This is a genomic window from uncultured Microbulbifer sp., assembly GCF_913055755.1.
GTDB lineage: Bacteria > Pseudomonadota > Gammaproteobacteria > Pseudomonadales > Cellvibrionaceae > Microbulbifer.
This window is the reverse complement of the sequence record NZ_CAJXKH010000027.1, coordinates 1-11,876: the sequence shown is the minus strand read 5'-3', so window position 1 is coordinate 11,876 and position 11,876 is coordinate 1. Positions and strand designations below refer to the sequence as shown.

The 11,876-nt window shown below is 59.3% G+C and carries 13 protein-coding genes; 10 read left to right on the top strand and 3 right to left on the bottom strand.

The window, feature by feature from the left end:
* Positions 1-10 precede the first annotated feature (10 nt).
* From QZ511_RS06725 to QZ511_RS06685, 9 genes are all read left to right on the top strand, one after another.
* Positions 11-808, top strand: a complete 798-nt coding sequence (locus QZ511_RS06725) for an SH3 domain-containing protein (protein WP_295800847.1) — start codon at positions 11-13, stop codon at positions 806-808.
* Positions 778-1,434, top strand: a complete 657-nt coding sequence (locus QZ511_RS06720) for an outer membrane beta-barrel domain-containing protein (protein WP_295800846.1) — start codon at positions 778-780, stop codon at positions 1,432-1,434. The genes QZ511_RS06725 and QZ511_RS06720 overlap by 31 nt, the downstream gene beginning before the upstream one ends.
* A gap of 34 nt (positions 1,435-1,468) precedes the next feature.
* Entirely contained in the window at positions 1,469-1,954 is a 486-nt protein-coding gene (locus tag QZ511_RS06715) for a TlpA disulfide reductase family protein (protein ID WP_295800843.1), read from the top strand.
* A 3-nt stretch (positions 1,955-1,957) separates the two neighbouring features.
* Entirely contained in the window at positions 1,958-2,188 is a 231-nt protein-coding gene (locus tag QZ511_RS06710) for a DUF4266 domain-containing protein (RefSeq protein ID WP_295800839.1), read from the top strand.
* On the top strand, positions 2,175-3,335 hold the full coding sequence (locus QZ511_RS06705; protein ID WP_295800836.1) for a DUF3570 domain-containing protein: 1,161 nt from the start codon (positions 2,175-2,177) through the stop codon (positions 3,333-3,335). Before QZ511_RS06710 ends, QZ511_RS06705 begins: the two co-directional genes overlap by 14 nt.
* Before the next feature lie 193 nt (positions 3,336-3,528).
* Positions 3,529-4,368 (top strand): 23S rRNA (adenine(2030)-N(6))-methyltransferase RlmJ, encoded by an 840-nt coding sequence (gene rlmJ / locus QZ511_RS06700; protein ID WP_295800833.1) that lies wholly within the window; start codon positions 3,529-3,531, stop codon positions 4,366-4,368.
* Positions 4,369-4,517: 149 nt separating this feature from the next.
* The gene (locus tag QZ511_RS06695; RefSeq protein ID WP_295800830.1) at positions 4,518-7,280 is read left to right on the top strand and encodes a TonB-dependent receptor; all 2,763 of its coding nucleotides are present in this window, start codon (positions 4,518-4,520) and stop codon (positions 7,278-7,280) included.
* Positions 7,281-7,428: 148 nt separating this feature from the next.
* Complete coding sequence (locus tag QZ511_RS06690) at positions 7,429-7,977, top strand: RNA polymerase sigma factor (protein WP_295800827.1); 549 nt, start codon at positions 7,429-7,431, stop codon at positions 7,975-7,977.
* The gene (locus QZ511_RS06685; protein ID WP_295800825.1) at positions 7,977-9,008 is read left to right on the top strand and encodes a FecR domain-containing protein; all 1,032 of its coding nucleotides are present in this window, start codon (positions 7,977-7,979) and stop codon (positions 9,006-9,008) included. Before QZ511_RS06690 ends, QZ511_RS06685 begins: the two co-directional genes overlap by 1 nt.
* Before the next feature lie 75 nt (positions 9,009-9,083).
* Here the strand turns inward: QZ511_RS06685 and QZ511_RS06680 are convergent, their stop codons facing one another.
* The gene (locus QZ511_RS06680) at positions 9,084-9,518 is read right to left on the bottom strand and encodes a hypothetical protein (protein ID WP_295800822.1); all 435 of its coding nucleotides are present in this window, start codon (positions 9,516-9,518) and stop codon (positions 9,084-9,086) included.
* A 128-nt stretch (positions 9,519-9,646) separates the two neighbouring features.
* The gene (gene lepB / locus QZ511_RS06675; protein ID WP_295800820.1) at positions 9,647-10,159 is read right to left on the bottom strand and encodes a signal peptidase I; all 513 of its coding nucleotides are present in this window, start codon (positions 10,157-10,159) and stop codon (positions 9,647-9,649) included.
* Positions 10,160-10,696: 537 nt separating this feature from the next.
* Here lepB and QZ511_RS06670 point away from each other — a divergent pair.
* A complete protein-coding gene (locus tag QZ511_RS06670; RefSeq protein ID WP_295800817.1) occupies positions 10,697-10,915 on the top strand; it encodes a hypothetical protein in 219 nt (72 codons plus the stop codon).
* Positions 10,916-11,058: 143 nt separating this feature from the next.
* Here the strand turns inward: QZ511_RS06670 and QZ511_RS06665 are convergent, their stop codons facing one another.
* Positions 11,059-11,394, bottom strand: coding sequence for an LptA/OstA family protein (locus QZ511_RS06665; RefSeq protein WP_295800814.1), 336 nt, complete (start codon positions 11,392-11,394; stop codon positions 11,059-11,061).
* Positions 11,395-11,876: the final 482 nt, after the last annotated feature.

Here is an 11,876-nt window from a genome sequence, read left to right as displayed (position 1 = left end):
GACTTACCGATTGGCCGCGTTGCTGGCGGCGTTGTTGCTCGCCGGTCATGCAGCGGCACAACAGGACGAAGTGCCGGTGACGGAAAGTTTTTCCGCTCGGCAGTTCGATAGCCAGCCGCCGGCAGACCTGCCGTTCGACAGCGAACAGGTGGTGGTCGGTTCCGAATTCCTCAATCTCTACACCGGCCCCGGGCGCGGCTATGTGATCGATCACGTGGTCGCCTACGGCGAGCCCCTGTGGCTGCTCAAACGCCGCACCGATTGGGTCAAGGTCATGACCCGCAAGGGCAAGACCGGTTGGGCGAAGATCTCCGAGCTGGACGAGATATTTGCCACAGACGGTGTACGGGTAGTGGTGCCGACGCCGGGGATCGACGATTACAGCGAGCGCAGCCTGCGTCTCGGTTTTGCCTACGGCGATTTTGCCGGTGCCAACTCCATGGGGGTGTCACTGGGTTACCGTTTTACCCGCAACCTTTCCGCGGAGGTGCGTGCGGCACAGACCGTCGGCGCCTATTCCAATAGCCAGACCTACCAGGTGGCGGTAGTACACAAGCCGTTTCCCGAATGGCGCCTGGCGCCCTACTTCCTGCTCGGCACCGGGATCAATATCACTTCCCCCAATGCCACCATTGTCGCCACCGAAGACCGCCAGGATACCGCCATGCTCACCGGAATCGGGGTGACAACCTATTTGTCCCGGCGCTTCGCCCTGCGCGCGGAAGTTGCCAATCACTACCTGCTTACCTCGCGGGAGAACAACCAGGAGATAGTCGAGTGGAAACTCGGATTCGACGTATTTATGTAAAACTTGCCGGGCTGCTGCTGGCGGGATCATTCTCCGCTAGCGCACTGGCCCAGGACGACCAGACCATCGACGAGATCATCTCGCCGGACCTGGAGCGCCGCGAAATCCGCGAGGCCGCAATCGACAGTGAAGACTTTGAACTCACCACCTACCTGGGCGGTGTGCTGAGCGTTGAGGATTTCGGTTCAAACCGCCTGGTCGGCGGCAGCCTGGCCTACCACATCAGCGAAGACTTTTTCATGGAGGCGGCCTACGGCCAGAGTGAACTGGGGGAATCCAGCTACGAACGCCTCAGCGGCTCGGCACCGTTGCTGACCGAGGAAGAGCGCGAACTCTCCATGTACAACCTGTCCCTGGCTTGGAACTTCCTGCCCGGCGAAATATTCGTATTCGACAAGCTGGCCCTGAACAGCAACCTGTACCTGATCGGCGGCATTGGTAATACCAGCTTTGCCGATGAAGAGTATTTCACCTACAACGTGGGCGCCGGTGTGCGCGTGCTGGCACAGGACTGGCTGGCGCTGCGCCTGGATGTGCGCGACCACATTTTCGAACACGAAATTTTCGGTGAACCGCTCACCACCAACAATCTCTCCGCCCAGCTGGGCGTGTCCATTTATTTTTAAATACTGCACGAAACAAGAAAAACGGAGAATCCCCATGCGTAAATTGATGGCTGCACTCTGTACTGCCGGCGCGCTGCTCGCCGGTGCGCCAGCTTTCGCCAACGCACCCGCCAGCGACTTTACCCTGGCGTCCCTCAAGGACGGCAATCTGCGCCTCAGCGAGCAGCGCGGAGATGTGATCATGCTGAATTTCTGGGCCTCCTGGTGCGGTCCTTGCCGCGAGGAAATGCCACTGCTGAACGACCTGCACGCGCGCTATGAGCCGGTGGGTTTCCAGGTCTGGGGGGTCAACGTCGACGCCGAGCGCGCTGACGCCCAGGCGATGTTGAAAAAAATTCCGGTGGAATTTCCGGTGCTGTTCGACTCCGCCAGCGAGGTGAGCAAGCTGTTCGGCGTCGAGGCCATGCCCAGCTCCGTATTCATCGACCGCGACGGCAAAGTGCGCTACGTGCACAAGGGTTACCGCAGCGGCGACGAGGCCGAGTACAAAAAAATCATCAAGGAACTGATCCGGGAATAAACCATGTCCAGGCGCGCGCTGTTAATTCTTCCCGTATTGCTGCTGCTCGGCGGCTGCGAATCCATGATGCCGGAACCCTGGGTAAAGCCCTATGAGCGGCATTACCTGGCGGACCCGATTATGAGCTTCGAGCGCGACCCGGTGGCAGCGGGTTACATGAATCATGTGTACGAAGCGCGCGAAGCGGCGCGCGGTGCCGAAGGTGGAGCGGGAGGCGGTTGTGGCTGTAACTGATCGCGTAAACGTCTTTACCGCAATCGCACTGCTGCTGATCTCTACCGGTGTGACTGCGGCGGTACTGCCGGAGGAACGCGCGGATTCCATGTACCACTCGTACAGCGGTGGCGGGGTGACCATCGACGGGCCGTCGATTCTGGTACGCAAGAATATCGACAATAAACTGTCGCTTTCCGCCAACTACTACGTGGACATGATTTCCGGCGCCTCCATCGATGTGCAGGCCACCGCCAGTCCCTATTCCGAGCAGCGGGACGAGTACGCCCTCGGCGCCGACTACCTGGTGGACAAGACCACCATGAGTCTCAGCTACACCAACTCCAGCGAAAACGACTACCAGGCGGAAACCGTCGGTTTCGGCATCAAGCAGGATTTCTTCGGTGATCTCAGCACCCTGTCCATGCGCGTCAGCCTCGGCAGCGACGATGTGATGCGCAACGGCGACGACGATTTCCTCGAGCAGGCGGAGCACCGCCGTTACTCCATCGGCTGGAGCCAGATCCTGACGCAGAAATTGATTGCGGAGCTGAGCGTGGAGACGGTGGCGGACGAGGGTTTTCTGAATAACCCCTATCGCAGCGTGCGCTACCTGGACCCCAATTCCGGTACCGGCTTCAGCTATCAGGCCGAACTCTACCCCACCACCCGCAACAGCGATGCGGTGGCACTGCGGGCAAAATACCGCCTGCCCTATCGTGCGGCAGTGAAGAGTGAATACCGCCGCTATGCCGACAGCTGGGGCATCAGTTCCGACAACCTCGAACTGCGCTACACCCATCCGCTGGAATCCGAGAACCTGATCCTCGAGGGCAAGCTGCGGTTCTACAAGCAGACCGGTGCCGATTTCTACAGTGACCTCTTCCCCTACCTGAACGCCACCAATTTCCGTGCACGGGACAAGGAACTGAGCGATTTCAGCAGCACCGCCATCGGCATCGGCGCCACTTACCTGCTGCCGGAGCGCTGGGCCCTGTTCGACCGCAAAAACACCGTCAACCTGTACTGGGATTACGTGCTGTTCGACTACGACAATTTCCACGATGTGCGGGTGCACGATGGCGATGCCGCGATCAACCCGGGCGAAGAGCCCGCGTATAACTTCAATGCCCACGTAGTGCGACTGTTCTGGTCGGTGTGGTTCTGACGCCAGCGTGCAGATGCGGCACAAATAATGATTGTCAGGGGCCGCAAAGGCCCCTAAAGTTCGCCGGCTTTTCCCGGTGAGCCCGAAAGTCCGGACGGCTGTTCCAATCCTACCTACCTAGTGCTCACCCGCCGCTGCCAGGCGCCCCGCCCGGCAGTGTATTCGCTCTGTTTTGGCCACTCCCGGTGGGCGTATGTTCAGTTATCGACACGGTTTTCACGCCGGCAACTTTGCCGATGTGCTCAAGCACCATGTGCAGGTGGAAATTATTTCTTATCTGCAGAAGAAAGAAGCACCTTTCGACTATATCGACACCCACGCCGGTGCCGGACTCTACCGCTTGCAATCGGATATGGCGCAGAAAAACCAGGAGTATCTGAACGGTATCGGCAAGCTGTTTGGAGACGATGCGCTGCCGGCACTGGCGCCCTACCTGCAGCTGGTGGCCGCGCTCAACCCCGAAGGGGGCCTGCGCCACTATCCCGGCTCGCCGATGGTGGCGGCGCAGCTATTGCGCCCCCAGGACAAGGCCTGGCTGTTCGAACTGCACCCCAGTGAAGTGGAAAACCTGCGCAGGAATCTTTCCGGTCGCCATCAGTGCCGGGTGCGCGAGGAGGATGGCTTTGTGGGGCTCGCGGCGCTACTGCCTACACGCTCCCGGCGCGCGCTGGTGCTGATCGATCCGCCCTATGAACAGAAGCAGGACTATCAGCGGGTGGTGTCGGCGCTGGCACTGATCCACCGCAAGATGGCGACGGCGACCGTGGCCCTCTGGTATCCGGTGGTGGAGCGCGCGCGTATCGACGCCATGACCCGGCAGATTGCCGCGTCCGGTATCCGCAGGGTCGAGCTGTTCGAGCTGGGCATTTGCGCCGACAGTCCCGGCCGCGGCATGACCGCATCGGGGATGATCGTGGTCAACCCACCGTGGACCCTGCGGGCGCAAATGGACAGCCTGCTGCCGCAACTGGCCGAACGCCTGAGCGGCGATGGCGAGGCCCACTTCCGCTGCGAGACACTGGTGGGGGAATAGGCCGTCGCGGCCACCGCTTGTATCCGTGCGCTCGATTGTTGTATGTTTTCCAGTCAATACAATAATTAACCGGGCGCGCCTCCCTTCTTAAGGGATCGACAGGGTGACGCTACCGGTCCCGCCACCCGGCGGGAAATCGCGATGAACCTATGCCGATACCCTCGACTTCCCGCAATGCCCTTGCAGCTGCGCTGATGGCGGTACACCTGTGTGTATCGGGCCCGGCACAGGCGTTGCCCGCCGATGCGACTCCGGCGCAGTCGGGGTTATGGGTCACCCATCAACTGGCGATTCCCGCGCAAGCTCTGGACCAGGCCCTGTTGGCATTTTCCCGCCAGACTGGAATCGCGGTGATGGTCCGCTCGGAACTGGATCTCGACACCACCGCGCCCGCGGTGCGTGGGGAGATGAGTGCCGGCGCCGCGCTGCAGGCACTGCTGGCCAGTACCGGATTCCGTTTCCGTGAAGTGGATGGCCAGGGCCTCGTCATCCTGCCGCCCAGGGCGCCGCTGTCGCCAGCAATAACAGAACCCCGGTACGAGCCCGAGCCGCAGCTGCTGGAAGAGGTGCAGGTGGTGGCGAGCAAACGTCGCACCAACCTGCAGGACACGCCGATGGCGGTGACCGCAATCAGCGGCGGCGTCCTCAAGGACCGGCATATCGACAGCCTGCAGCAACTCGTCGCCGAGGTGCCCAGCCTGCAGGTGGCGCGCAACGGCGACCACACCGCGTCGCTGCTGTACCTGCGGGGTGTCGGCTCCGACAATCACACCGAGGCCGGCGACTCCGGCGTGGCCACCCATGTGGACGGTATCTACAGCAGCCGGGTCCAGGGATCATCGGTGTTGCTGTACGACCTGGACCGGGTGGAGGTGCTGCGCGGCCCCCAGGGTACCCTGTTCGGGCGCAACTCAACCGGTGGCGTGATCAATTACCACACGGCGCGGCCGGAGCCGGTCTGGTCTTCCGATCTCTCCCTGACCCTGGGCAGTTACCGCCAGCAGAAATTCAGCGCGATGGCCAATGCCCCGATCACCGACAACTGGGCCCTGCGCTGGGCCGGGGTATCCGAGCGGGCGGACAGCTACACCCGTTACCGCGAGGGCTCGATCCCGACGGATCGCGCCGACCGCTACAATAACCTGGACCTGTTCAGCCACCGCCTCAGTTCCGCCTGGCGCATGCACGACACGCTGCACTGGTGGCTGAGCTACGAACACTTTGAAGACCGCGGCGCCGGCAGCCTGCCGGTGGTGGATTTCTCCACCCCGGTCACCATCGACACGCCCGGTAGCGTGGCGCTGGACCAGGACACCCTGCGCAGCCGCCTGGAGTGGACCCTGCCCGACGGCATAACCCTCGCCTATATCAGCGGCGTCAGCCAGATGGACCGCAGCCAGGACTGGGACGGCGACCGCACCGGTGCCGTCGGCAGCGAGACCGACCTGCAGCAGTACCACCAGAGCAACCGCACCGTGTGGTCCCGCTACCGCGCGCGCCAGCACGAACTGCAACTGAAAAGCGACGATGAGCAGTCATTGCGTTGGCTGTTGGCCTATTTCGATTTCAGTGAAAAGAGCGGAATTCGCTTCGACCTTGAGCACCAGACCGCCGACGGCAGTGGTTGGGGCGGGGCGCCGGCCCACAGCTTCCAGCAGCCGGATCGCGGCAGCCGCCTGAGTGCCTTTTACGGCCAGCTCGACTACGACCTCGGCGAGCGCTGGCAGATCTCCGCCGGCGCCCGCAGCGGCCGCGACCGGCGCTACGACCGTGGCGGCCGCAATATCGCCTGTCCGGACCTGATCAACGCGGATCGCGGCGGCGACTTCGGTATCGTCGCGGTCAATCGCGAGTCGGCGGCGCCGGGGCAGTGCTTCTTTGCCAACTACAACGACGTTGCCCACGCCTGGCACAGCACCACCACCATGGCCCGCCTGAGCTACCGCCCGACGGACGATGTGTTGCTCTACCTGCTGTTTGCCGAGGGCTTCAAACCGGGCATTGTCGAAGATGGCGGCAAGCTGGTGGGAACCTTCGCTGGCACCGACGATCCCGGATACCGCGCAGCGCTGGCGGAAGTCATCGCGCGCAATAACAGCAGCGACGATCGCCACCGGGCCTATGTGGACCCGGAGACCAGCGACAACCTGGAACTGGGGTTCAAGCTGGGCCTGCTGGATGGGGCCATGACCCTGAATGGTGCCCTGTTCAATACGCACTACCGCGATCTGCAGGTATCCGGGGTGGCGGTGGCAGACGACGGCACCGAGCTGGTGCGCAGCACCAACGCTCCCTCTGCCATCATTCGCGGCCTGGAACTGGAGCTGAACTGGGCCAGCAGCGCCAACGGCCGGCTGACCGGTTATCTCTCCGCACTGGATGCCCACTACCAGCACTTCCTCGCGGTGGACAACGTATTCCCCGGCTATGGCCAGACCTGGAACCCCGCCGCCGTTGATACCGCTATCCCGGATGTGGTGGATTTCAGCGGCAACCAGCTGAAGCAGGTGCCGGAACTCAGCCTCGGTCTCAACTACAGTCACCGGTTGCCGCTGGGCGACTGGGGGCGGGCCACCGCGCGGCTCGGGCTGCGCTATGCCGGCGAGATGTACTTCAATGAGGCCAACCGCGGCGACCGCAGTGGCCTGTTGCTGGACAACAGCAGCGGCGAGTGGGTCGAGGATCCCAATGGCGCGGCACGGGATATCGACCGCCGCCCCGCCTTTGCCCTGTGGAGTGCCGGCTTCAGGCTGGAGCCCGCCGGCGGAGCCTGGTGGCTGGATCTCTACGGCGACAACCTCACCAACCAGGCGGTGGCCAACAATGTGCAGGATATCGACATCGCCGCCCCGGAATACTACTTCGGTGCCCCGCGCACCTTCGGCCTGCGGGTCGGGCTGCAATTCAACTGATTTTGCCAGCTCTTTGAGTACAGGGGAGACGATCGCCCCGGGCCGCCCGTCCTATCGACGAGAGAAGGAAATTTCCGCGGCAGTAGGCAGTGGAAAACCGAAAAAATACACACAAATACAACAAAAATGACGATGGTGAAGAGAATCCATGGCGACAGCATGGGCGAACCAATTGACGGCCGATAACGACAAGAACCTGGATTACTACTACCGCGAGTACCACCAGGAGTTGTGTCGCTATGCGGTAAGCAAGTTCGGGCTGTCGTACAGCGAAGCCGAGGACCTGGTACAGGAGGCTTTCGCGCGCATGGCGCCGCAGTTTCGCGACGGCAGTGTCGAGCATGTCAGGGCCTTCCTGTATCGCTCGGTGCACAACGCCACCATAGACGCGTTGCGCAAGGGGCAGGTGCGCGAGAGCTACGCGCAGTCGGTACAGGGGGATCCCGAGCGGGATCAGGACAACCTGGGCCCCGAGCGCGTGGCGAGCAGCCGTCAGTTTCTCGGCCTGATCAGTCGCGCGCTGTGGAATATGCCCCACAAGCGGCGGCGGCTGTTGTTGATGAACCGTGTCGACGGCCTCTCCTACGCGGAAATAGCGCGGCGGGAAGGGCTCTCGGCAACCGTAGTAAAGAAGCATGTGGCGAAAGCCCTGGCCGGGTGCCAGGAAGCGCTGCGTGTGCATGGTGGAGATTTGTAATGACGACTGGCAACCGCCAGACAGCGACTGATATCCGGCAGGTGGAAGCCGCGGCGCGCGCGTGGTTTATGCTGTGCAGCGAGCGCCCGCTTACCGCCGCGGAGCAGTCCGACTTCGATAACTGGCTACAGGAGCCCGCAAACCGGGCAAGCTTCCAGCGCCTGGAACAGATAGACCGCAGCCTCGCCGCGCTTGCCGCCGGTGAACAGGGCGCGCGCCTGCGCCAGCGCGGCGGCATTGGCGCAACGTTGGAAAGGCTGCGGGACCTGCTCCTCACGCCGGCCAGTGGCCTCGCCTTTGCCTGCGTGATGATGCTGGCAGTGGCAGTGGTTTATCTCGCGCCGTCGCAGGACCAGGGAGGGGAAGCCTATGCAACCGAACTGGCCGAGACCCGCACCGTTACCCTGGAGGATGGCAGTGCCGTGGTACTGGGTGGCGACTCGGCCATCGAGAGCGTTTTCGATGGTGAGCGCCGCGGGGTGAAACTGTTGCGCGGGCAGGCCTTTTTCACCGTCACCAGGGACCCGTCCCGGCCCTTCTATGTCAACGCCGAAGGTGCAGAGATCCGTGTGGTAGGCACCCGCTTTGACGTGCGCAGCAGCCGCGATGCCAAGCAGGGGGTCAAGGTGACCGTGGAAGAGGGTATCGTCGACGTCGCGCCCACGGATAGCCGGGTCGCGGCGGGCAATGCCAGTAAGGTTCGCCTGCAGGCGGGCGAGCAGGTGCAGGTCATCCGGCGCCGGTTTGGCGAGGTGAAGACTGTCGACGCCAGCCAGGTCGCGAGCTGGCGCCAGGGCGTATTCAGCTACCGCGATGCACCACTGTCGGAAGTCGTTGCCGATGCCAACCGCTACCGCAAACAGCGCATTGTGATCGGTACCCCGGAGCTGGAAAACCTGCGGGTCACCACCGCATTCACCGTCGATCAGGCGGATACCCTGGTCGCGATGCTGGAGCAGTCGCTGCCGGTGCGGGTGTTCAGGGAGCCGGATGGAAGGATGGTGATCTGGCCGGGGACGGTGGAAGAGTGAGCTGAGGCCTAAAACGAAAAAGCCCGGGCAGTCACTGGAAACTCCCCGGGCTTTTTTACTCTGGAATGGTGGAAGTTACTTCCAGAATTGCCACCACTTCTTGCTGTGCTCTTCCCGCGCGGCCTGGCCCTTCTCGGAGCCCTTGCCCATTTCCTTGCGTTCCTGCTCGGCCTTCTTCATCTTCTGCTCTTCAAAGCCCTTGCGCTCCTGCTCGGCTTCCAGGCGCTCCGCCTCTGCACCGAGACGCTTTTCTTCCTTCTGCAGGCGTTTTTCCTCGGCTGCGAGGCGTTTCTCTTCCTTTTTCAGGTGCTTTTCTTGTTTCTCGTGTCGCTTTTCTTCCGCGGCGAGTCGCTTCTCCTCAGCGGTGGCACGGGCTTCGTCGACGCGGGCCTGGACTTCTGCCGGGGCCTTGTTCTCTATCACTTCCTTGCCGGCAGCTTCGGGCTTGTCCGCCAGTGCCGGAGCGGTGAAAGCGAGGCTGGCAACGGCGGCGATCAGGGACTTGTTCATGGTCTTCTGCTTCCTGGTGAGAGTTCGTGGTGGTGTATTCTGCATCATACACCTGAATTTATGCTGAATGGGGACGTGGATAACTTGGCCGAGTTAACACCGTTGCAAACAGGTGCGCTAGCTAAGGCTTAATCAAAAACCACCTTTCCAACTAAATTCCCTTTCGGGACGAACCCATATGCTCTGGAATCCAAGCTGTTACAACGGTTATCCCCGAGAATGAAGAGATGTCCTTCAGGAATGCCGGTTTCCGGATATTCGCTATACCGACAAGTAGTGATTTCAGCGTTAATGTAAGGCTCTTCTAAAGCGCGACCGTTCAGGTGGACAACTGAATCTCTAACCGCAACAAAGTCCCCAGCACGCCCCATTACTCGACCCAAAAATGTTGTGTCAACGTGCGGCGCCTTAAAAGCAACAATATCGCCAGTTTCAGGTTCGGAAAAAGCATACGCAAATGTACCTACGACAATATGGCTACCGGCTTCAATAGACGGCGCCATACTTGAAGAGGGGATGCTATACGCCATGTATCCAAACAATCTGGCGCGAGGATCGGCCGAAGCTGGCCCCAATGGATTAACAAAGTACATGCCTATCAGCATGATCCAAAGAGCCAGGAATGCATAAAAAAATTTCATTTAGTTGGTGATCACCTGGTATCCGGTTTAGAGGCGGTCATGGAATTGCGAGGTTGTGGAAAGGGATTCTCAACCTCATCGGGGCGGCAATAGCTGCTTGCCAGAAAGTTTTGCCGATTTCCGGGTCAAAAGTATACCGAATGCAAGTATGCTAACCATGGGTATGACGAGAATAAGAACTCTCCATCTTGACCAGCCTATAGCAGCGCACCGGGCCAAGGCACTCCACAGGAAAACGACAAATAGTAAAAAAACAATCACAGTGGGAAAGATTGCTTCTTCCGCGTATGGATCTGGAAAGGAAGTGTTGAGTCGGTAGCTTCCCCCGATATACAGCATTATTGCCAAGGCAAACACAACCCTGCTTCCCATATTTTCTCGATATTTTCCAGGTCCGGTTTGGGCGCAGCTAGGTCCCAGTGTAATCCGCGAGCTTGCTAATAGTAGTTTCTACAATCTATTTTTTGAAATTCTGCGTGATCAGATGACAGCACATTATTTTTACTCACCCACTTTACCATTTGTCCGCAAATGGCAATGCGTGAAAACATCGGTAAAACCAGTGGGGCAATTGCTTTTATTGCTTGTTATATGGGGCTCAATTACTCTCTTGCTTTGGTGCTAACAGAGTTAGTACCGCCAGGTAAAGCCATCCACCGATCCAGCTCAAGCCTAAAACCAGGGCAACCGCCGGGCACGCTACAGTTGAACGCCCTTGTTTCTTCGCAACCAAAAATGCCAGCAATGCAGGAATGACGGCAGTAAAGACAAGTATGTAAGGGACGATCCCAATATTAATATTCATGGATTTTTCAAAATTTACTTTTCTTCGAAAATGAAAGGGTTCATATAGGGTCGCCCCAGCCAGTTTGCTGGCAATATAAGTACCTTGTTAACAACTACTGGGAAATGTCCACCGATGCATCGGCCATACTTAACTGCATCGAGTCGCCTTGTCTTGTCACGACCACACTGTCAGTGTTTATAGTAGTGGTATCGAAACTTATTCTCACGTTTCCTTGATAGACCGTTTGCGTCTCCATTTGCTCCACTGCCTCTGACTCAAATCGTACATTCGAATCGGGACCAATCGATATTTCTACCTGACCTAAATAACGAATAGCTTCAGGCGATGAAATAACCTGATTTGCCCGAATTTCTACCTCGTCAGCTAGTGCAACATTAACGACGACTCCACAGAATACTATGCAGATCCACCCTGCTATTTTTTTCATGGCCATCTCCTTTCTTCGATGGTTGGTGTTGTTAACAATTTATTCAAAGGCCAATGGCTGTATGTCTCTTTGGCTACTATTTTTCCGATCGATATTTCGATTTCGCAGAAAACTGTTTGATATCAGTGGGTTGGATCGCGGTGGCTAGTATTTGTCCGAAATATAAAGCTGCTGAGCTAGATGAATTTTTCGATTAGTGACTATTGACCATATTTCAATGGCTTTAAAAGTCAATGGGTTGTGGGTTATTTGTTGTAGATAGAGGGCTTGGCGATATATTTCGGGGTTAGGGGGGGAGAAGTCGGAGCGGGAGCTCTGAGGTGGATGAATCGTGAAAGTTCTTTGTGAGCCTTCGCTTTGACTGCCGGCCATTACCTGAGCGAATGTACGGGAGGTGGCATCCGAAGGCGGAAGAATCAGAACAGCCTAAGGGCTGTTCTGCCCCTGCGGGCTTCGCGCTGGCGCGCTCGTTGCAAATCGCT